Source organism: Paenarthrobacter sp. YJN-5 (genome assembly GCF_015040095.1).
Classification (GTDB): domain Bacteria; phylum Actinomycetota; class Actinomycetes; order Actinomycetales; family Micrococcaceae; genus Arthrobacter; species Arthrobacter ureafaciens.
Genome location: NZ_CP053545.1, coordinates 76,764 through 94,827, shown reverse-complemented (window position 1 = coordinate 94,827; position 18,064 = coordinate 76,764). Strand labels below are relative to the sequence as shown.

28 protein-coding genes, 1 tRNA gene and 1 pseudogene are annotated in these 18,064 nt (G+C 63.9%); 3 read left to right on the top strand and 27 right to left on the bottom strand.

Annotation, left to right across the window (positions count from 1 at the left end):
• Positions 1-2: 2 nt before the first annotated feature.
• The 5 genes from HMI59_RS21570 to HMI59_RS21550 form a co-directional block, all read right to left on the bottom strand.
• Positions 3-620, bottom strand: a complete 618-nt coding sequence (locus tag HMI59_RS21570; RefSeq protein WP_193594173.1) for a hypothetical protein — start codon at positions 618-620, stop codon at positions 3-5.
• Positions 617-1,039: a hypothetical protein gene (locus HMI59_RS21565; protein ID WP_193594172.1), complete on the bottom strand. Its 423-nt coding sequence runs from the start codon at positions 1,037-1,039 to the stop codon at positions 617-619. The genes HMI59_RS21570 and HMI59_RS21565 overlap by 4 nt, the downstream gene beginning before the upstream one ends.
• 26 nt (positions 1,040-1,065) lie before the next feature.
• The gene (locus HMI59_RS21560; protein WP_227471708.1) at positions 1,066-1,455 is read right to left on the bottom strand and encodes a hypothetical protein; all 390 of its coding nucleotides are present in this window, start codon (positions 1,453-1,455) and stop codon (positions 1,066-1,068) included.
• A gap of 218 nt (positions 1,456-1,673) precedes the next feature.
• Positions 1,674-2,306: a hypothetical protein gene (locus HMI59_RS21555; RefSeq protein ID WP_193594170.1), complete on the bottom strand. Its 633-nt coding sequence runs from the start codon at positions 2,304-2,306 to the stop codon at positions 1,674-1,676.
• Between the two features lie 60 nt (positions 2,307-2,366).
• A complete protein-coding gene (locus HMI59_RS21550; protein WP_193594169.1) occupies positions 2,367-2,543 on the bottom strand; it encodes a hypothetical protein in 177 nt (58 codons plus the stop codon).
• 185 nt (positions 2,544-2,728) lie between these two features.
• Between HMI59_RS21550 and HMI59_RS21545 the strand changes: the two genes are divergently transcribed.
• Positions 2,729-3,217, top strand: a complete 489-nt coding sequence (locus HMI59_RS21545; RefSeq protein WP_193594168.1) for a hypothetical protein — start codon at positions 2,729-2,731, stop codon at positions 3,215-3,217.
• Between the two features lie 13 nt (positions 3,218-3,230).
• Here the strand turns inward: HMI59_RS21545 and HMI59_RS21540 are convergent, their stop codons facing one another.
• From HMI59_RS21540 to HMI59_RS21475, 14 genes are all read right to left on the bottom strand, one after another.
• Positions 3,231-3,782, bottom strand: coding sequence for a hypothetical protein (locus HMI59_RS21540; protein ID WP_193594167.1), 552 nt, complete (start codon positions 3,780-3,782; stop codon positions 3,231-3,233).
• 59 nt (positions 3,783-3,841) lie between these two features.
• Positions 3,842-3,994: a hypothetical protein gene (locus HMI59_RS21535; RefSeq protein WP_193594166.1), complete on the bottom strand. Its 153-nt coding sequence runs from the start codon at positions 3,992-3,994 to the stop codon at positions 3,842-3,844.
• Positions 3,995-4,049: 55 nt separating this feature from the next.
• Positions 4,050-4,310, bottom strand: a complete 261-nt coding sequence (locus HMI59_RS21530) for a hypothetical protein (RefSeq protein ID WP_193594165.1) — start codon at positions 4,308-4,310, stop codon at positions 4,050-4,052.
• A gap of 177 nt (positions 4,311-4,487) precedes the next feature.
• Positions 4,488-5,792 (bottom strand): preprotein translocase subunit SecY, encoded by a 1,305-nt coding sequence (gene secY, locus HMI59_RS21525; RefSeq protein WP_193594164.1) that lies wholly within the window; start codon positions 5,790-5,792, stop codon positions 4,488-4,490.
• Between the two features lie 40 nt (positions 5,793-5,832).
• Entirely contained in the window at positions 5,833-6,081 is a 249-nt protein-coding gene (gene secG / locus HMI59_RS21520) for a preprotein translocase subunit SecG (RefSeq protein ID WP_193594163.1), read from the bottom strand.
• A 96-nt stretch (positions 6,082-6,177) separates the two neighbouring features.
• The gene (locus HMI59_RS26135) at positions 6,178-6,816 is read right to left on the bottom strand and encodes a DUF2637 domain-containing protein (RefSeq protein WP_370583596.1); all 639 of its coding nucleotides are present in this window, start codon (positions 6,814-6,816) and stop codon (positions 6,178-6,180) included.
• A 67-nt stretch (positions 6,817-6,883) separates the two neighbouring features.
• Positions 6,884-7,543, bottom strand: a complete 660-nt coding sequence (locus HMI59_RS21510) for a hypothetical protein (RefSeq protein WP_193594162.1) — start codon at positions 7,541-7,543, stop codon at positions 6,884-6,886.
• 66 nt (positions 7,544-7,609) lie between these two features.
• A complete protein-coding gene (locus tag HMI59_RS21505; protein WP_193594161.1) occupies positions 7,610-8,560 on the bottom strand; it encodes a hypothetical protein in 951 nt (316 codons plus the stop codon).
• Between the two features lie 605 nt (positions 8,561-9,165).
• Positions 9,166-9,594, bottom strand: a complete 429-nt coding sequence (locus HMI59_RS21500; RefSeq protein ID WP_193594160.1) for a hypothetical protein — start codon at positions 9,592-9,594, stop codon at positions 9,166-9,168.
• A gap of 78 nt (positions 9,595-9,672) precedes the next feature.
• On the bottom strand, positions 9,673-10,227 hold the full coding sequence (locus HMI59_RS21495) for a dihydrofolate reductase (protein ID WP_227471707.1): 555 nt from the start codon (positions 10,225-10,227) through the stop codon (positions 9,673-9,675).
• A complete protein-coding gene (locus HMI59_RS21490) occupies positions 10,224-10,586 on the bottom strand; it encodes a hypothetical protein (RefSeq protein WP_227471706.1) in 363 nt (120 codons plus the stop codon). Before HMI59_RS21490 ends, HMI59_RS21495 begins: the two co-directional genes overlap by 4 nt.
• A 99-nt stretch (positions 10,587-10,685) precedes the next feature.
• Positions 10,686-11,387, bottom strand: a complete 702-nt coding sequence (locus tag HMI59_RS21485) for a hypothetical protein (RefSeq protein ID WP_193594159.1) — start codon at positions 11,385-11,387, stop codon at positions 10,686-10,688.
• Positions 11,388-11,520: 133 nt separating this feature from the next.
• Positions 11,521-11,985, bottom strand: a complete 465-nt coding sequence (locus HMI59_RS21480; RefSeq protein ID WP_193594158.1) for a GatB/YqeY domain-containing protein — start codon at positions 11,983-11,985, stop codon at positions 11,521-11,523.
• Positions 11,986-12,008: 23 nt separating this feature from the next.
• The gene (locus HMI59_RS21475; protein ID WP_193594157.1) at positions 12,009-12,347 is read right to left on the bottom strand and encodes a hypothetical protein; all 339 of its coding nucleotides are present in this window, start codon (positions 12,345-12,347) and stop codon (positions 12,009-12,011) included.
• A gap of 305 nt (positions 12,348-12,652) precedes the next feature.
• On the opposite strand from HMI59_RS21475, the gene HMI59_RS25820 reads away from it, so the two are divergent.
• Positions 12,653-12,922: a hypothetical protein gene (locus HMI59_RS25820; protein WP_227471705.1), complete on the top strand. Its 270-nt coding sequence runs from the start codon at positions 12,653-12,655 to the stop codon at positions 12,920-12,922.
• Between the two features lie 199 nt (positions 12,923-13,121).
• The gene (locus tag HMI59_RS21465) at positions 13,122-13,787 is read left to right on the top strand and encodes a hypothetical protein (protein ID WP_193594156.1); all 666 of its coding nucleotides are present in this window, start codon (positions 13,122-13,124) and stop codon (positions 13,785-13,787) included.
• Positions 13,788-13,798: 11 nt separating this feature from the next.
• Here the strand turns inward: HMI59_RS21465 and HMI59_RS21460 are convergent, their stop codons facing one another.
• The 8 genes and pseudogenes from HMI59_RS21460 to HMI59_RS21430 all read right to left on the bottom strand — a co-directional run bounded on the left by HMI59_RS21460 (position 13,799) and on the right by HMI59_RS21430 (position 18,020).
• A complete protein-coding gene (locus tag HMI59_RS21460; RefSeq protein ID WP_193594155.1) occupies positions 13,799-14,227 on the bottom strand; it encodes a hypothetical protein in 429 nt (142 codons plus the stop codon).
• A 12-nt stretch (positions 14,228-14,239) separates the two neighbouring features.
• Complete coding sequence (gene thyA, locus HMI59_RS26130) at positions 14,240-14,806, bottom strand: thymidylate synthase (RefSeq protein WP_370583600.1); 567 nt, start codon at positions 14,804-14,806, stop codon at positions 14,240-14,242.
• A gap of 690 nt (positions 14,807-15,496) precedes the next feature.
• Positions 15,497-15,709: pseudogene (locus HMI59_RS26125) on the bottom strand (thymidylate synthase); the annotation flags it as partial.
• Between the two features lie 64 nt (positions 15,710-15,773).
• A complete protein-coding gene (locus HMI59_RS21450) occupies positions 15,774-16,289 on the bottom strand; it encodes a hypothetical protein (protein ID WP_193594153.1) in 516 nt (171 codons plus the stop codon).
• Positions 16,290-16,336: 47 nt separating this feature from the next.
• A tRNA-Arg gene (locus HMI59_RS21445) sits at positions 16,337-16,410 on the bottom strand.
• 35 nt (positions 16,411-16,445) lie between these two features.
• Positions 16,446-16,706: a hypothetical protein gene (locus tag HMI59_RS21440; RefSeq protein WP_193594152.1), complete on the bottom strand. Its 261-nt coding sequence runs from the start codon at positions 16,704-16,706 to the stop codon at positions 16,446-16,448.
• A gap of 250 nt (positions 16,707-16,956) precedes the next feature.
• On the bottom strand, positions 16,957-17,346 hold the full coding sequence (locus tag HMI59_RS21435) for a hypothetical protein (protein ID WP_227471704.1): 390 nt from the start codon (positions 17,344-17,346) through the stop codon (positions 16,957-16,959).
• Between the two features lie 137 nt (positions 17,347-17,483).
• Entirely contained in the window at positions 17,484-18,020 is a 537-nt protein-coding gene (locus HMI59_RS21430; protein WP_193594151.1) for a hypothetical protein, read from the bottom strand.
• Positions 18,021-18,064: the final 44 nt, after the last annotated feature.

The following is an 18,064-nucleotide window of genomic DNA, read 5'->3' as shown; positions in this document are numbered from 1 at the left end:
GGTCAGTGATAGACGGCGCCAGGACGGCCCGGCGGGTTCCAGGCAGCTGCCGCGGAGAGGTCGATCGGGTTTTCGTCGACGAACCGGGCGAGCTGGCGGGAGCTGTGTTCGCTGACCAGCTGCTGGGCGACATCGACGACGTCGTCGCGGAGTGCGTCGCCGGACTCGTCCTGGACAGATTCGACATAGATGGCAACGTTGCCGTCGTCGTAATCTCGGGCCAGGGTGATCCTTGCTGCCTGCGGGAACTCGGTGCGGAGCTCGTCGGCAATGTTCCGAAGGTTGGCCCGTGCGGCGGACTCCAGGAGCGCGGATGCCTCGTCTTCGCGGCGTTGTGCGTAGTCGGCGAATTCTTTGCGTCGCTTCGCGGCGAAGATTTCGGTTCGCCGCTGAATCCAGTCGCTGCGGACCTGGGCGGCGGTTTCGTCCTTGACTGAAGCTTCGGGGGACTCCAATGCCTTCAGGGCCGCACTGGCTATGTCATCGAGCAACGGGACGTCGCTGATGTCTGCGTAGCGGTTGGACGAGGAGTGCAGACTGACCTTCGGGTCAGCGCTCACGTGGGGGGCAAACTGGCCGCCGGCGGGGATCCCCTGGGGCTGGCGCGCGGGGAGAGTCATGGCTGTCCTACTGTCGAGTAGAGAGCCCCGGCCTGGTCTTTGCGCATCTGCTCGATGTCGCGGCGCAGCGCACCGGAGTCGCCGAAGTAGACGCTGATGTCACTGCGGGCATTGACGAAGTTGCGGTGCTCCTCATGCGTGAACCGGTTCTCGAGGAAGTAGGCGTCTTCCGCGGCCTTGCGGATGCCGGGGTGGGAGAAGTCCCCAGTGCGGTCGATGTGGTCGCGGACCGCGGCGAGCTGGTATTCGGTGAGATCAATGACGGGGGCGCCTTCGCCCTCATACCTGTTGGTGATTTGCCGAAGCATGTCTTCAGAGAAGGTCTTGCCGAGGTTGACCTCCGGCTCGGCGTGAGTGTGGGCAGCGAACTGGCCGCCGGCACGGATGCCGGCGGGGACGCGGGTGATTAGCGGGCTCATACCCGCTTTGTGTGCGGCAGTGACGCTCAGACGCCGACGCGGTCCAGGAAGTCCGGGTGCTTGGGGTCGTTCGGCTCGTAGGCAAGCCGCTGGTCGGCAACGGGGGCGGCGGTCCGCTGTGCCGCGCGGTAGGCGCTCAGTTGCTTGCGGGCCTCGGCTTCGATGGCGTCCTCGACCAACTGTTCGGCGAGGTATTGACCCAACAGGTGTGCTTCGTCTTCGCCGAGCTCGCCGATGGTGTCCAGGGCGGCGTTGACGTTGTCGTCGTTGGATGCTGCGAAGTCGACGAGTTCCTGGTCGCCATCGCCGCGGAGGTTCTCGAAGGCCGTGGGGCAGTCGGCGATGGCCTGGCGGCCGGCGGCGGCGCGTTCGGCAGGGGTGATTACGGCGGGTGCTGAGGCTGCTGTAGTAGTCATGGCGCTTATGTGTGCGGCATGGGAGGAATCCCGCACCGCGGCACTTGCGCGCCGGCGACGGCGGAGTGCCCTCATGGCTCCCATTGTCCGCTGGTGGGGCCCGGACGGGTAGAGCCCCGGGCCCCGAAGGCTGTCATGGGCAGTTCAGGTGTCCGCCGGCTCCCAGGAGCGTCAGGGCGGCCAGGTTCGGTGACCGGGGCTACCTGCAGGAGTCGTGGTTAGGCCTTTCCAGTGCGGTCGATCGGGGTGTGGCGCCACGCCTGGAGGCGTTGTTCGGCGATCTGTTTGATGAAGACGGTGCCGTAGCCGGCGCCGGCATCGTTGGCGAGGTAGCGGACGTTGGCCGGGTCGGTGGGGTCTCCCCGGTGGGAGATGAGGCCGTCGATTCTGGATTCGAGCGGGGTCACCGGGTGGGTCCTGAAGTTGGGGTTTTCCTGTTCGCTGACCTCGGGCCGGTGAGCGAAGAGGGAGGCGTTGCGCTCGTTGACGATGGCCAGGTTCTTCAGCTGCCCGCGCTGCCAGGATTCCGGCTGCAGCCTGTGGTGCTCCATCATGGGCCCGTACCATTCCTCGCCGACGTGCGGGAACGTCTCTTCGAGGGTGCGCCGGTACTCGTCGGCGCTGGCACCAATTTTCGCTGCGGCGGCCTCGAAGGTGGCCTCAGCAGTGGGGACGTAGTGGCTTTCGACAGCCAGGCGGCGTTGCCGGATGCCCTTCAGCTCCCGTGCCAGTGCCGCGCCGAACTGGTGCGGTCTGGTGCTGCTGTGCCGAATCCGGTCCGTGGCCACATCAACGGAGTCGTCCCGTCCTGCCTCGGCGCGGATCGCCTCCTGCTCTGCTTCGTCGTGCACGGCGTTGAAGTCGTCACCGGCGAGGGATTCGTCCAGGGCGATACGCGCGTAGGACCGGCGTTATCCGTTGGAGGGGCGGTCCTCGTAGACGAGCTTGAACCACCGCGGATCGCACGGCACCGAGATCTCTGGAGCGGCGTTGGATGGGCCCAGAGTAGTTTTCGGTTCCGCGTGGAGGGCGGACGCGAACTGGCCGCCGGCGGGCACCCCCTTGGGCTGGCGGGCTGTAGTGGTCACGGGGCGCTCCTTAGCTGCGTTCACTGGTGCGTATATGGTGCCTGCTGGTTTTCGGCACCTTGTCTTGTCCTTTGTGTGTGCGGCCGGGCGCGGTTCCGCGCACGGACCCGGTCCGTTCGGGGCTCAAACCCGTGATTGGGGGGGCTGTGCGTAGATGAAGCCCCCAAGTGGCATATATATGTCCCATGGGTCTGGAAGACGAAATATTGGCGGCGACGAAGATGCGGCGCGTCGCTATGGAACAGGCGCAAGAGAGGGAGCGTGAGGCTTCAGTTCCGGCTGTCGAAGACTGGTCCCTGCTGTTGGCCCAGAAACTCCCGGAGAAGTTCTCTGGCCTTCCTGCGTGGAGTTACAAGCCCAAAGAGCTCCTAAAGGACCCATCAAAACCGGATCGCGAGCTGGTCGGGCGGGGCTGGCACATCTGGGTAACCCACTCTGACGGATGGACTTCGACGACGCTTCTGGAGGACGGATCGCTGTGGCAGGGAAACCTACACGCAAGTAGCACTTACCACGTCGAAGTCGAGCCCTGGATTGAACTGATTGCCCCGGTTGGAAAGAACGACTACCGACTCTCCGAGTACAGGACATTGTTTGGAGTCTCCGGGCTTGCCGCCTTGGCGTTGGACCAGGTCACCGAAGAAAACGGTTCACTGCAATGGCACGCCACCTGACCTGATCTCGGGACTAGGCTGCTTCTTCAGATTTGCGGTCCTGGGCAGCTTGCTCCAATGACTGGCTGATCCTCAGGCGCTGGCGTTCGCATTCGGTGGCCAGCTCGGGGTAGGCGGCAGCGATGACTTCGAGGCAGCGGGTCTTGAGCTCCCTGTTGTACGAGGAACGCAAGTCGGAGGTGACGAACCGGTTCCTTAGCAGGGCGTTGTCATACACGGTGCGGTCATGCCGGAGGTAGTTCACAATGAGCCTGTCCACCGTGGCTGGGTGGAGGCGAGGTTGGTCCATTGGCGTGCGGCCGTCGGCGATGGCGATTTCCCGGTAGCTTTTGTAGGCCAGGGCTCGGAGTTCTTCCAGTGATTCATCGCATTGCAGCGTCACCTTCAGTGCGCGTGCGGCGCGGATGACTTTGCGCAATTCGGTCTGGCCCGTGAGCCGGACCTCCCGCCGTACCTGCGGGTTGGAGGAGGTGTAGGCGGCGAAGCGGCCTCGTCCCTTGCGGATCTTCTGCACGGTCTCCGGGTCGTCCTGGGCGGCGAACGGGGAATGCTGGGTGATGCGCATGGCGTGCCTCTCTTTGTCTTCGTTTGGAGCCTTCTATGCGGCGATCCAGCTGACGGGGCCTAGGCGGCCGGTACTGTCACTTCTGCCAGCTCGCACAGCGCGCAAAGGGTGTAGGCGCCGTTGTCGTCACGGCATCCTCCGCTGCAGGCGATGCAGAGCAGGGCCCGTTCGCGCAACGCTGCGGGTGACTTGGAGCTGGTTGCTGTTGTCATGGCTGGGATGTGTACGGCGCCTCGCTGGTTCGTCATCGGGGCCGGGCCTGCCGGGTCAGGAGTCGGTGATGGCCAGGTGGAACCAGGTCTCGGGATTGTAGGACCAGGAGAGGTCGCGCCCCTCCCATGAAGCGGAGTTCTGCTCGGATGCGGTGCCGAGCTTCATCCGGGAACGGATCTCGTCAGGGACGTTCAGGGCCTCCAGGACGCATTTCACACCGGCAACGGGTGCTCCGGTTGCTTCGCCGGGTCCCTTGGTGTCGATGGTGCACGCCCTCGGTGAGGCCGCACCCTGTAACGGCGTCCTCGAGGCCACCGGCTATCCGTGTGGGCTGGCTTGGGACCGGCGGCGGTGCTGGGCGCGTGGCACATCCTGCGAGGACGACCCCGATGAAAATAGCGTCAGGGCGTGGCGGGTAGGTACGAGCATGGTGAGCCTTTCGATATGCCGAAGGCCCGGCAGGTGTGAGCTGCCGGGCCTTCGTGCGGGGTCCTAGCGCATCAGGCCCGGGTAGGAGCGCTGCTCCATCTGGGAGCTGATCTGCTTGACGGTTTCGAGTCCGACCCCGACCATGATCAGGATCGCGGAGCCGCCGAACGGGAAGTTCTGGTTCGCGTTCAGGAGGACCAAGGCGATCAGCGGGATCAAGGCGATGACGCCGATGTAGAGTGCGCCGGCGGTGGTGATGCGGTCGGACACGTACTTGAGCAGGCGTTCGGTCGGCTTGCCGGGGCGGAAGCCCGGAACGAAGCCGCCGTACTTCTTCATGTTGGAAGCGATCTCCTTGGGCTCGAAAGTGATCGAGACGTAGAAGAACGAGAACCCGATGATGAACAGGGTGTAGATCACCATGTAGACCGGGTGGTCGCCCTTGGTGAGGTTCGCGGTGATCCACTGTGCCCATTCGGGTCCGGCGCCGGACTGTTGGCGGGTGGCGAACTGGGCGATCATGCTCGGCAGCGACAGCAGCGTGGAAGCGAAGATGACGGGGACGACGCCGGCCATGTTCACCTTGATGGGCAGGAAGGTGGTGTTGCCGCCGAGTGTCTTGCGGCCGACGACGCGCTTGGCGTAGACGACGGGAATACGGCGCTGGGACTGTTCGACGAGAACGACCAGGGTGATGGTGACCAGGCCAACGGCCAGGACAGCGGCGAACACGCCCCACCCCTGGGTGCGGCCGATGGCGCCGAGTGCGGTCGGGAAACCGGCGGCTACGGAGGTGAAGATCAGCAGGGACATGCCGTTGCCGATGCCTCGTTCGGTGATCTTTTCGCCCATCCACATGACCAGCAGGGATCCGGCGACCAGGGAGATGATCATGATGGCGGCCGTGATGGCGCTCTGGTCGGTGACGATCGGCAGGACGCAGTTGCCCAGCAGGTTCCCGGTGCGGGCCATGGTGACAACGGTCGTGGCGTTCAGAACCGACATGCCGACGGCGAGGTAGCGGGTGTACTGGGTGACGGTCGCCTGGTCGCCGTTGGCGTGCAGCTCCTGCAGCCGGGGAACGATGACTTTGAGCAGCTGCATCATGATGGAGGCGGTGATGTACGGCATCACGCCCAGGGCCAGGACGGAGACGGAGAGAAGCGCGCCGCCGGAGAACATGTTGACCATGTCGTAGATGCCGCCGGTGCTGCCGCCTTGGGACAGGCACATCTGCACGTTGGAGGCGTTCACGCCCGGCGCGGGGATGAAGGAGCCGAGCCGGAAGACGGTCAGGACGCCCAAGGTGATGAGCAGCTTGTTGCGCAGGTCAGGTGTCCTGAACGCGCGGGTAATTGAGTCCAGCAAAAGCCGGCCCTCCTTGAGGTAGTGCCCGAGGGCTGGTTGGTTACTGGCCGGTGAACCGGGTGATGATGCCCAGGCCCATAATGGCCACGGCCCAGATGATCGCTGCCGCGATGGTGAAGCGGGTGAGGTTTCGTTCGGCCACGCCGGTCGAGTTCAGGCTGTTGGTCATGCCGCCGCCGAACATGCCGGAGACGCCGCCGCCGGATGCTTTGTGCAGCAGGATGAAGGCGCCCATGATGATGCTCAGTGCAACGACGAGCACCTGGAGGGCGATAATCAGAATGTTCATGGTGGTTCCTTAGGTGAGTCGGGCCGCGGGTGGAAAAGCTCAGAGGCCCGGGTAACCTATGCGCGCCGGGGCATAACGGGCGTCCGGCAGGACAGGTCAGGCGCTGGCTGGTACGAGGTCCCTGGCGTCGGAGGGGACCTCGGTGAACACGCTGGTGAACTCCGGTGCGGTCGCGGGCGCCTCGGCGGTGGATGGCTGGGTCTTGCGTCCGGTACGTGCCGTGGAAGGTGCTTTGGCAGCCTTCTTCTTGGGCGCCGGTGTTGGGGCGGCTTTCTGGACCAGCAGCACGGTCAGGTGCGTGATGGCGAGCAGAACGACCGGAGGCATTGCGGCCATGATGGCCGAGACGACCGGTGGGACACCGCCGCTGACCTGGTTGACCGAGACGATGGCGTGGACGGCGTTGGCGGCGGTGGACACCACGGCCCCGAGGCCAAGGAGTGCCCACGGGTAGGCGAGGGTTTTACGGTCGTGGCCGGCGAGGGCGACGATCGCGACCGTGGCGGCCACGATGAGCCCGTCAACGATGATGGGCCAGATCCAGGCCAGGTTCACATCGATTCCGGAGCGTGCTGCCAGGTCGGTCAACGAGGCGAAGGACAGCACGAAGGCGCCGACGGCGATCAGCACGGTTGAGCCGATACCGACGGCGATCAGCACGGTTGAGCCGATACCGACGGCGATGATGGGCCGGGACAGGGGTGCGGCGGGCTTGCGGGCAGCAGGAAGCGTCATGAGGGAGTCCCTTCAGGAGTGGTTGTGGCGCGGTGTCAGCGGAGTAGATGGTCAGGCCGTGGGCCGCTCAGACTTCCAGGCCGTCCTGCTCCTGTGCGATCTCGGCGGCGGTGGCCAGGACGAGACGGACCGTGGCGGCAAGGGTTTCCGGCTTCAGTTCGGGGTGGGCTTCATGGATACGCTCGGTGATTGTCCGCACGTCGCAGGAGAGCCGCTGGATGCGGTTGGTTTCGTCGGCCTGAGTAGCCAGGATGAGTGCGTTCTCGGCTGCGGTGTTGCCGATGATGCCACCGTTGCCGTCAGGTGCCAGGGCGGCGGCGTCGATCCGCTGCCCCTGCTGGCGGGCTCCGGCCGTCCCGCGGCCGGCCGCGGTGAGTGCTTCCTCGGTGACCTTGGCCATGGCCCGGTCGACGCAGCCGACGTGGGTTTCGGCGTTGAAGGCTTTCTCGTACAGGTGGGCCCGGGCGGGGACCTGGTGGAGGAAGTCGAAGAGCTCCTGGGAGTGCTCGAAGCCGAACTTGTCGACCAGCACGTCGTAGGCGTTCAAGACAGCGGACTTGGCCCCGTGTGAGAGCCGGCGCATCACGCCGTTGACGCTTTCCGCGGAAGCCATGATCCGGTAGTCGTCGGACTCCCGGCGGTCCTGTTTGGCTCTCTGGCCGAGCTGGGTGAGGACGGCAGTGAGCTCCCGTTCGGTGACGAGGGGTTCTGGGGTTGTTTCAGGCATGGGCGTCATGTGTGCGGCGCCGTCTGCCCTGCTCCCCGGACAAAGAGCGCTCGGCCAATCTGCTTCTCAGGCGGCGATGCCTAGTGGCCTCCCGGACCTGCGGCGTGAGACGGCTGTGAGGACTTCGCTGTCGCAGATGCTCTTGCTCGCCTCATCGAAAGCCAGCCTGTAGGCGCCGGTGTAGGCGCGGGCAATGCGTTCCGGGACGGTGCCGGCGCGCAGCTGCGGTTCGGGTTCGAGCAGGAGTTGCAGCCTCGAAGGTGACGGCCGCCCGGCCGCTTTGACTCCTGTGGCTGCGGCCGTGTCCCAGGGGGCGCCGAGCGCTTTTACCGTGGCCCGGCCGTCTGGTTCGATGTCGAAGGCAGCATAGCTGAGCGCGGCCAGGTTGAGCCCTGCCGGGGTGATGAGTGTGTGGACCGGCATCAGTCCGTGCTTCAAGGCTTTGAAGGGTCCGCCGAGCAGCAGCCGTTCGCTGGGCGTGTACGGGGCTTCGCGCAGCGGGATGCGCATGGGCCCGGCGATGGAAGCCAGGACTTTGGCCATGCTCGCGGTGTCCATGAACGGGGCGCCCTTGACTTCGAGCCAGAGTTGGTGGTCCGGGAGGTAGAAGTCGGGCAGGTAGTACAGATCGTCGCCGACCTGGTAGAAGGACGGCTCGTAGTCCCAGTTCACGTCCAGCAGGTCCAGGAAGACAGCCCAGCGCGCTTCGAGTCTTGAGCGGAAGATCCGGCCCGAGTAGGCGACCTCCATGGCTTTGGGTTTGGGCGCCCGGGAGCTGCCGGCGCGGACAGGTGCCTTACGCGGACGACCTGTCTTTGCCGTGCCCCGGGTGCTCGCGGCCTTCGGGGCAGAGGACCGCTTGGCGGCTGGCTTCTTCGTCGCCGCTTTCCGGGAGGCGCCGGGCGCCGCAGCCTTCTTTCGAGGAGAGGGCACTGTTGTCCCGGCCTTGGCGGGACTCTTCCCGAGCGCGGCCTTCGGCATCCTGGGTGCAACGTTGGCTGCGGTGCGGTTCGGCATGTTTCCTCCTGCCCTGAAACATGCGCAGATAAACACATGCAAGGCAGTTGGGATAATTCGGAGACCCTGCCGCCGGGAACCCACCAACCGGCCGAAAGCCGACCGGATGGTCGAGCGGATAAATCCCCGGAATGGCGGGGAATATAGGGCCCCTTACTACTACTACTCTACTTAAACGACTTAAAAGAGAGATATGTATATAGGGCCGCCCTATTCTCTCCCTCAAAGGACCTGTGGGCACCTTAGTAAGAGAGAACTTTTCATTCCTTAGATGTCCTATCCGTACCGCCGAGTTGGTCGAGTAAGGGACCGGCGTTTCCCAAAATCCCCGCCGTTACTGGGATGCAGGGGCGAAATACCGCCCTACCGGGGGTGGATTCATTGCCGTTCCGCTGGATCATTCCAGTGGAACGGGAGATACGGTGAGAGACGGGGTGTTTAGTCTCATGTGATAACCTGAGGAACGATACCGGCCTCCAGAGACGAGGGTTATCACATGGCTCCCGAATGGGGGCCTTTTTTGTTCAGGGACCCATTGACTCCGCTATTGGCGACAGTCAAAGGAAAGAGCCCCGCCGGCGTTGTTTTCTGATTCGGCAGGGCTCTTATTGGTGTTGATCGGGGTCAGGCTGACCATGACGCGGTGGGCGCGCCGTCCTTGTACGCAGGCTTAGCAGCGCTGCCACGGCGTCGTGTCGGGATGTGAAGCCGCCATCGTCCAGCCGGTGACCGGAAGCCCAGCGAGGCTCTGAAAGGCGCCCTGCGGGGTGTCCCAGGGAGGTGCGCATGAGCTGGTCGGGAGTGTTGCGGAGCAGATCTTTGACCGGGTCCGAGTCGTCCCTCTCCTCGACCGCGTAGCGGGCCTCTTCCTGGTCATCAGGGTCCGGGTCGTCCCAGTCCCTGTCGAAGGTTCCGGCCGCGACGGCCTCGTCGATCTCGGCCCTGGCGATGGTGAGTGCTTCCTCGTACGCGTTGTCCGAAAACCGTTCATCGACATCGTTTTCAGCAGCCAGGCACTGGCCGGAGATGATCACCCGGTGCCCGGCTCCGTGTACGCCTCCCCGTTCATTCTGCTGGCCTGATGTGGACAGGGCCGGGGCCCCGCGCGCCGGCTACAGCAGAGACAGTCCGTCCTGTCGGGAACGCACCCAGGTTTCGATCCGGTATTTCGTGCCGTTTCTCGCCACCGCCCATCCCCTGGAGGGTTCGCAGGTCGCGAGGTCCCAGCCGGCACCCAGATCGGGCGCGAAGGTGTCGCCCTCTACGTAGGCGTCGATGCGGGTGATGACCGCCGTGTCGACGAGCTGGGCAGCCAGGGCATTCCGGTACACAGTTGCGCCGCCAATGATCCAGATCGGGCCCGATTCTGGCTGGGCAAGGCCAGCGACGACGGCGTAATGGACGGAACCGGCGCGAATGGCCCCTTGGGCGCTCCAGGACGGATCCCCGGTGACGACGATGTTGGCGCGCGCCGGCAGCGGCCGGAATCTCTCGGGGAGGGATTCCCAGGTGAGCCGGCCCATGATGACGGGGTGGCCCTCGGTGGTGCGGCGGAAGTGCTCGAAGTCTTCGGGAAGAGGCCACGGCATGGTGCCGTGGCGCCCGATTACCCCGTTGGCTGCCTCGGCCCAGATCATGCCGATTCTGGCCTCGTGACGGTGCATCATTGGATCGGACCGCCGTCCAGGTCGATGCTGGTGAGCCACTCTTTGTCCAGGATGGACCGGAAGGTCTCGTCGCTGAAACCGGCCACGGCCTGGGCCGCAGCGATGCCGTTCAGATAGCCCTTCAGCTCTGACGCACTGACAACGCCGGCGAAGACCTCCTCGATGGCCGCGGCTGCTTTGGCCATGCGGAGCTTCTGGACGGCATTCCGGCCTTCCACGAAACCGCCGATGTCGCGGTAGGCACCAGCTTCGTCTGCTGGCCAGTCCTGGATCACCGGACTCCGGTCTCGGAGAAGCTCGGTCAGGGGCTCGATGAGCTCTGGGCGGATCGGGGCAGGCGGCCTGGTCTTCTTGGGCATGGCTGTTATGTGTGCGGCACCGTATGGGACGGTTCTCGCGGAGACTCGTCCGGCCCTATTTGCACACATAGGACCTCGGATTCCAGGACGGCAGCTATTCTACGAATACCCCATGACCGAGTGGTGGCGCCCCATGCCCTCGATATAGTCGGCAAAGGCGCTTGATAGCCTGACGCTTTCCTCGTTATCCACGCCTCTCCGAATCAACTGCCAGCCGTCGGCGACCAATTTGAACTTCGTCTCCCAGAGCGTAGCGAAAGTTCCTCCGTCCCACGCTGGCTTACATTTCAGTTCAGCCCACGAAACAAACTCAAACTCGAATTCAGGACTTACGAAAAGGTAGTCGTTCGTGACTTCTGAGCCTAGGCCAGCCGCGGAAAGAGCGTGCGCGGCGGCAGCACGGACGTTTTCTTTGTCGCTGGTTCCGCTATGCCACTCATTCGCCCAGCTTTCAATCTTTCCCACGTTCCACGGGGAATTACGCCGCTTCGCAATCCGACCGTCATCGAATAGAAGGAGGCTGCGGAAGACCCAGCACCTTCCGACTTCCGTGGCGACGAATGTGCTGTACGCGGCCTTGTACCGTCCGAACAAACCTGTCTTCGCCAGGAAGTGCTCCCGCTTCATGGCAACTACTACGTGAGGTTCCACACCGTACTTGGCTAAAGCACTTAGGAAGTCATGAAATTCGCCGCGGAGCATCGGCGCAACACGGGCAGCCAGATCGTCCAACGCCGACGCTTTCTCTGCAGCTTCGCGTTCCTGGTCCCGTCGGAGCTGAAACTCCTCTTCAATCCCCATGCAGAAATCGTAAGTGAACGTTGGGCCGACGGCTCGGTGCAGCCCATCCACACACCGGATGGAACTTTGGTGGCAAGCAGAAGAGGCCCCGCACTTCGCGGAGCCCCTTCTCTATCTAATGCTGGCAGTCGCTTTAGGAGGCCAAGCGTTCGCGAACGACCTCGCTGACCGTCTTGCCATCGAACCGGCCTGCGATTTTGGCGGTGACCGGCTTCATCACGGCGCCGATGGAGCGCATGGTCAGTTCCTGGCCGTCGGCCTTCAGCGCAGCGATGGCCTCGTCGACGATCGCTTCGACCTCGTCCCGGCTAAGGGCCTTGGGCAGGTACGCCTCGATGACCTCTGCCTCAGCGACCTCGGCCGCGGCGCGCTCATTTTCGCCTGCCTCGGTGTAAATGCTGGCGGTGTCGCGGCGTTTGGCTGCTTCCGTCTGCAGCAGACCCGTCACCTGGGCGTCGTCGAGCTCGACCGGGGTCTTGCCGGACTTTTCCCGCGTGCTGATCTCGCCCAGGACGTTCCGGACGGTCGTCAGCGCGGTCTTGTTGCCAGCCTTCATGTGGGCGACAACGTCTTCTTTCAGGCGCTCCTTGAGCGTCATAGTGTTCCTCACTTCATTGGTGGTCATTGGGCCTGGCGGGAGGTTCCCCCGAGCATGGTCCTGAGGGCTGTGACGAGCGGGGTGTTTTCCAGCCATGCTTCGGCGGCGGCCTGGCCGCGGTCCAGGATGGAGGCGTCCATGCCGTTGGTCCAGCCCTCGATTTCAGCGATGAGCAGCAGTCCCTCCTGCCGGCTGAGCTCCAGCTCGTACAACCTGGCAGCTCCGTCCCGGAGGTAGCCGAGGACGTTCTGCAGGTAGCCCTGGGTCATGTCGGTCAGGGCGTGCTGGCTTCCGTGGCGGTCCACCCAGTGATCGGACTGGATGAGCGTTTCGAGGCGAATCACCCCTGCGTTCTCATTCATGGACGATATGTGTGCGGCATCTCCGGCGTGCTTCACCGTTGCCGGTGCCGCACACATGAAGCCTGTCTGTGGAATAAATGACAGACTCCGATGCTCTCCCATGAGAATCGAGATGAAGCTATGGTCTACGACCCCTTCCAGGAGCGGCGCAATGACGCCGTCTACGCCGAACATAAGGAGGCGGTGGCCGCCGGCGAAAAGCGTGTCCTGCGCAAGACCAGCACCGGCCAGCTGCACAGCTACCTGCGGACGAGATCGGGCTTACGCCCGGCAGCGGGCACGCCCAGGTCAGCACCTAGTGGGGCATGGGAATCATCATGTTGGTCATGGTTCTCGTCCTTGGCGCCGGCGTGTGGCTCTTCCAACGCCCGCTATGGGAGGGGAATGCGCCGGAATGGGGCGCCATGTGGCTGATCGGATTCGCCGGTCTCATGACGCTATATACTTTCAAGCTCTCCCATGACGAGTACAGGGCCACGCAACTCCGGAAACTGCGGGGCTCCCCGAAACCGTGCAGTAGCGGCAGTGTCGACATCAACCTTCTGGAGCTCGGGCAGGACCGGACAGAGGGGTAGCCCCTAATGGAGAATCTGGTCGCCCTCGTCTGCTTCGTCGTGGTCATGGTGGCGCTGCGCGTTTGGCACGCACATCGGGACCGCAAACGCCGCCTTTCCCGGCCGCCGCGTCTACAAAGATCCGCCCTCCACAAACCACAATGCGGACCCCTATAGCGGCTGGCCCTAAGCTCCCTCCCAGTTCGATAGGCTCATCGGCATGACAGGATTGACAAGCCCTGCCGTCTCGCCCGCCGGGCAGGCCGCAGCCGCCGCCAGGGAGCTGTACCGGCAGAAGGACTACATCAGCGCCCTCGCCGGCCAGAGCGACGTTGAGCTGCGGGAGCGCATAAGGGAAACCGTGGCCTTGGAAGAGCAAGCAATGCAGGAGTGGCTGGATTCAGGGGACTGTTACATCGTCTCGTTGGCCGGGAAGGTCCACCTGCCCACGTGTGACAGCATGAAGCGGTTCGTGGACCGCCAGGCGGCCTGGGGTCTGAACCTGCGCTTCCCGGAGCGTCTCCGAGGCGACTCGCCCGACGAGGACCCCATCCCTGTCTGGCCCCTCCTGAAGACCCGCGCCCAGATCGAAGCAATGCCACGACGGACAGCGTGCCCGCTGTGCAAGCCGGACCTTGCGCACTTGGACAAGGCCCGACGAACCGTCACCTGGACGTACTTGCCGGCGCGCAGCCTGAAGTCCAAGCACTTCGGAACAGAGTTCCGCCTGCCCGAGGGCACTCTCCTCGGTCCTCTAACAAAGATCACCACCGTGGAGACAATTGACGGCCTCAACTTCAGGGCCGACTTCGAGCACGCGGAAGCCCCCGTCACCGATCCGGACACCGAGCTGATGTACCAGACCGGGACGAGGGCCTTGGCTTAGCCGGCCGCTTATCAGGCCTGTTCGGCCAACTCCACAGCCTTGCGAACCTGCTCGTCAGCTTCTGCCGGGTACTTGTCCACTACCGCCTGGTACTCCGGCGGGAGGCAGACCTCCAGTCGGTCCTCAGCGCCAAGTGCGCGGAATGCGGTCATCACCTTGACAAGGTCCGCAGCCTTGATGGTGTTCCAGCCAACAGCGGCATCCTTGCGGCCGAATCCGCTGATGACGGCCGCCAGGTCATCGAGTGCTGACCATCCGTCGTCCTTCTGGTTGCCGTCAATGCGGAAGGCAGCCACGTGCCGGTCGTCGCCGAGCCTGCCTTTTTCAAGCCCCGTGGGATTGGGCCACTCGTGGTTTTTCCAGCGTGGTGCCACAGCCGACGAGCCGGGCCGCCGGCCGTCGAGTTGATCCAGGGTGCGCAGTTCGTAGGAGAGAGTCATGGACTCATCCTGTCAGACCGCGACGGGTGCCTTGATCAACGGGTGCGGGTCATATCCGATGATTTCGAAGTCCTCGAAGGTGTAGTCAAAGATCGAGTCCGGGACGCGGTGGAACTTCAGCTCCGGGTAGGAGCGGATGTCATCCAGCCGGCCGAGCTGCTTGGCGACCTGGTCGGTGTGGTTGTCGTAGATGTGCACGTCACCGCCGGTCCAGATGAACTCTCCGACGTCGAGCCCGGTCTGTTGGGCGACCATGTGGGTCAGCAGCGCGTAGGACGCAATGTTGAACGGGACGCCCAGGAACATGTCCGCGGAGCGCTGGTAAAGCTGGCAGGACAGCTTGCCCGGGGCGCCGTCGACGCCTGGTGCGACGTAGAACTGGAAGAAGGCGTGGCAGGGCGGCAGGGCCATGCTGTCGACCTCGGCCGGGTTCCAGGCGGTGACAATGTGGCGGCGGCCGTTGGGGTTCTTGCGGATGGACTCGACGACCTTCGCGATCTGGTCGATCTGACCGCCGTCCGGGGTGGGCCAGGACCGCCACTGTGAGCCGTAGACGGGGCCGAGGTCACCGTCGAGCATGCTCAACCGGAAGTTATAGCCTTCCGATGGCTGTTCATAGCGAAAGACCCAGCCGCTCTTCGATCGATTGTTACCCTTGAGCCCGGATTGTCCATTCTTGTTGTCATCGTTCAACAGCCTAGAGAGCGTAGCCCGCGGCACCCGGAGCTTCCTTTCAGCCTGGCTCAGGGAGAGGAAGATCTCCTTCTTGCCCGCTTCATCGGTTACCGAAAACGGCCGTGACGACTTGGTGTAAAGGTTGTTCTCGTCGGTGCCAAGCCAAATAGTCGTGTCCGGTGAATAGACCTTTGATCCGTAGTAGTCCTTGTCGAGCTCGAAGCCGCTCCAGTCTTTGGCTTTCTTGTCCCAGTTCAGGAGCCCCTTGACATCGGCCAAGTAGTTCTCGAAAGTCATCCACCTGGTGCAAACACGCACACCAGCACCGCCGTACATCCCGAAGTTGTGAGCGGATTCGTTGTAGCAACGGTTCAGCATCTTCTTCCAGCAGGAGAACAGAGCGCCTCCCTCGCGGTCCAGAATGGCATGGCGGGGGTCAGCGTCTTCCATGCTTTCCGCTATCTCGTCAGACGGCACCACGCGTACGGGAACGTCGATCACTTTTCGATCGACGTCATTGACGCCGTTGCCGACGCCATACTTGCTCCATTCATTCCAAATGGTGACGCCGCGGTCCTGCAGCCACTTCACGTTCGTTTCGCCGCGGAGGAACCAGAGCAGTTCGTAAGCGATGGAGGGCCAGTGGACACGTTTGGTCCAGATCAGCGGGAAGCCTTTGGACAGGTCGAAGCGTATCTGGCGGCCGAAGACGCTGGACGTTCCTGTACCGGTCCGGTCACCTTTGGCGACGCCAACGGCGGCGACTTCGGCAAGGAGGTCTTCGTAAGGGGTTGCAATCGCGGGCATACAAGAGCCTTTCAGATGGTCTGTGGTTGTCCCTATGCGTGCCGGCCTCCGGCGGCCGGTCGCCTCATTTCGTTCGCTGCCTGATCGCACCGACGTACGGCATAGGGGTGTCGATCAGTGTGGAACGGCCCGAGAGGGTGGCGTTGTAACGGCGCTGATAGGCCAGTCGGCAGGAGCGGCATCCGCCTTTTTTGTTGGTGTTTGCGGGCGTCCGCGCATGCCCGCAATTGAACGTCGGAGATACTGTGTTGGGGCTGTGGGTGGCCCGGGCAGCCGTCAAAGGCCCCTTACTGAGCACGAGGTGTTCCGGCGCGATGCAGCGCCTGTTCGGGCAGGTGGAGAGCCGGGAGAGCTGGAATCCTTCCGGGATCTGCCCGCCCTCGAGTTCCCAGTGGATCCGATGCACCTGGCGGCAGTGGCCGGCGTTGTCGATGCTGATCTTCGGGTAGCCGTCCTTGTCCGTGGCGCCGGTCCAGATCAGACATCCACCACTTTCGGCGTTGGATTTGCTGGCGATGGCCGCTCGAAGGTCCTCCAGGGTCCGCAGCTTTACCGGGGGCTTTGCTTTTGTGGTTGTCATGGCGGGGCTCCAATTGGGTCGGGTGAGTGGCGGCAGTTGCCGTTTCGTGCCCTGGGCAGGACTTGAACCTGCGGCCTGCGGTTTAGGAAACCGGCGCTCTTTCCGACTGAGCTACCAGGGCTTGGCCCTTCGCCGGGAACCGGCGCCAGGGTGGGACTAACGGACGAGGTTGCCGCTGCGGAGCTGGACAGACTGGCCTTTGGTGTAGCCGTCACAGGTGGTGCGGCGGCCAACACTGACCGTGTCGGTCTGTCCATCGCGCAGGATCACGACCAGCTTGCAGCCGGATTTGCGGCTGGTCCGGTGCATGTCCTGGACGACCGCTGAGCCGGTGTAATCGTCAGCAGGTCCCGGGGCGGCGCACCCGGCCAACAGGAGTCCCAGCCCCATGGCCAGGACGCCGAGCTTCTTCTTCACGTCCTCATCCTCAATCCAGCTTCTCAGCGTGTGTGCCTGGTGTGCGGATCAATACGATGGCAGCACCGAATCTCCGCCCCGGACGCCCGCGGTGGGGTGATGTCCGGCGCTCCGTGGCACCAGGCGGCCACCACAGCCGGCCGGTATGCTTCCTGGGAGCCCTGGCCGGCCAACTCCCTCGGTCCGGGCTGTCTCAGGCGGCCCGGTACGGTCTTCATGTGTACGGCGTCCGCGGTCCTGCTCTACACGCTCAGTAGCCGAGGGCTCCCAGGTACTCCTCCAGCGTCTTGCAGCGCACCCCGGTGCGGGAGTCGTCCATGGTGAAGACCGCAAGGGCTTCTGGTCGTCCCGCGTCCTGGGCCGCGTCGAAAAGATGGGCCGCACCGTCCAAGGTCGGACCAACGAACCGGGCCCTGGGGACGCCGTATTCGTCAGTGATGAGGTGGAAGAGCTCCCGCGCGTATTCGCGTGTCATGAGCTCATTGTTGTAGCACCTGACGGTGACCGACATCTTTTTATTGAAGCCCTCGCGCGTGATGAGTTTCTCGAGGACCGCCATATGGTCGCGGGCTTCCTTGGCGGTTACGACCGTCGCCGGCAGCGGTTCAAGGACGACGTTTCCTGTTCTGTCTCGGCTCACAATCGGGCCTCTCTTATTTGGGCGGCACGCGGATGGTGGGTGTGGGTTGGCCGCTGGTACGTCTATGCGTCACGGTGGTCGACGGGCCTTCCCTGGACCCTCAGGGACTTCGGGAATTTTCGAAACTCGCAGCGGCCTTAAGTGGCGGCACCACAGCGGGCCTCGTCGGCAAGGTGCAGCTCGGAGAGCGGGATCTGCACCCAGTCGCCGGTGATCGGGTCGTTCTGGAATTCGTCGTCGACGTCAGGCAGAAGAGCATAGAGGGACCCTTCGTGGTGCATCCACTGGGTCCTGTAGATACGCCCGGCAGTCATGAACACCTGTGGCATGCCTGTCGCTGCGACGATGGTGCCGGGCTGGACGGTTGGGACCTGAAGTGCGGCGAGGGCTTCGCGTGCGGCTTCCCCCTTCACCCCGCGGGCCGGTTCGACCGCGCCGCGGGTCTTGACGAACACCCATCCGTCGGCGGTGATCTTTCCGCCGGACTGCAGACCGAGGACGACCCCGCTGGTGTCGTCGCTGAGGCCCCGGCGTCGGAAAAGAACTGTGACGCCTGAGCCAATGCTGTCCGCCAGCTTCCGGGCCTGAGCCTGCAGTTCGTCCAGTCCTGCCTGAGCGGATCTGATCTCGGAGATAGTGGACTCTGCGTTGGGCAACTTGTAGGCGCGGGGCATGGTGTCTCCTTGGTGGGGCGAATGGTCACAGCTTGTCCTGTCCC

Coding starts and splice junctions, on each gene's coding strand:
- HMI59_RS21540 (WP_193594167.1), bottom strand. CDS start 3,782: ATGCGCATCACCCAGCATTCCCCGTTCGCCGCCCAGGACGACCCGGAG.
- HMI59_RS21560 (WP_227471708.1), bottom strand. CDS start 1,455: ATGACTACTACAGCAGCCTCAGCACCCGCCGTAATCACCCCTGCCGAA.
- HMI59_RS21480 (WP_193594158.1), bottom strand. CDS start 11,985: ATGACGCTCAAGGAGCGCCTGAAAGAAGACGTTGTCGCCCACATGAAG.
- HMI59_RS21450 (WP_193594153.1), bottom strand. CDS start 16,289: ATGACAACCACAAAAGCAAAGCCCCCGGTAAAGCTGCGGACCCTGGAG.
- HMI59_RS21545 (WP_193594168.1), top strand. CDS start 2,729: ATGGGTCTGGAAGACGAAATATTGGCGGCGACGAAGATGCGGCGCGTC.
- HMI59_RS21475 (WP_193594157.1), bottom strand. CDS start 12,347: ATGAATGAGAACGCAGGGGTGATTCGCCTCGAAACGCTCATCCAGTCC.
- HMI59_RS21565 (WP_193594172.1), bottom strand. CDS start 1,039: ATGAGCCCGCTAATCACCCGCGTCCCCGCCGGCATCCGTGCCGGCGGC.
- HMI59_RS21510 (WP_193594162.1), bottom strand. CDS start 7,543: ATGCCTGAAACAACCCCAGAACCCCTCGTCACCGAACGGGAGCTCACT.
- thyA (WP_370583600.1), bottom strand. CDS start 14,806: ATGCTCGACGGTGACCTCGGCCCCGTCTACGGCTCACAGTGGCGGTCC.
- HMI59_RS21465 (WP_193594156.1), top strand. CDS start 13,122: ATGACAGGATTGACAAGCCCTGCCGTCTCGCCCGCCGGGCAGGCCGCA.
- HMI59_RS26135 (WP_370583596.1), bottom strand. CDS start 6,816: ATGACGCTTCCTGCTGCCCGCAAGCCCGCCGCACCCCTGTCCCGGCCC.
- HMI59_RS21460 (WP_193594155.1), bottom strand. CDS start 14,227: ATGACTCTCTCCTACGAACTGCGCACCCTGGATCAACTCGACGGCCGG.
- HMI59_RS21535 (WP_193594166.1), bottom strand. CDS start 3,994: ATGACAACAGCAACCAGCTCCAAGTCACCCGCAGCGTTGCGCGAACGG.
- HMI59_RS21495 (WP_227471707.1), bottom strand. CDS start 10,227: ATGATGCACCGTCACGAGGCCAGAATCGGCATGATCTGGGCCGAGGCA.
- HMI59_RS21485 (WP_193594159.1), bottom strand. CDS start 11,387: ATGGGGATTGAAGAGGAGTTTCAGCTCCGACGGGACCAGGAACGCGAA.
- HMI59_RS21505 (WP_193594161.1), bottom strand. CDS start 8,560: ATGCCGAACCGCACCGCAGCCAACGTTGCACCCAGGATGCCGAAGGCC.
- HMI59_RS25820 (WP_227471705.1), top strand. CDS start 12,653: ATGGGAATCATCATGTTGGTCATGGTTCTCGTCCTTGGCGCCGGCGTG.
- HMI59_RS21490 (WP_227471706.1), bottom strand. CDS start 10,586: ATGCCCAAGAAGACCAGGCCGCCTGCCCCGATCCGCCCAGAGCTCATC.
- HMI59_RS21430 (WP_193594151.1), bottom strand. CDS start 18,020: ATGCCCCGCGCCTACAAGTTGCCCAACGCAGAGTCCACTATCTCCGAG.
- secG (WP_193594163.1), bottom strand. CDS start 6,081: ATGAACATTCTGATTATCGCCCTCCAGGTGCTCGTCGTTGCACTGAGC.
- HMI59_RS21570 (WP_193594173.1), bottom strand. CDS start 620: ATGACTCTCCCCGCGCGCCAGCCCCAGGGGATCCCCGCCGGCGGCCAG.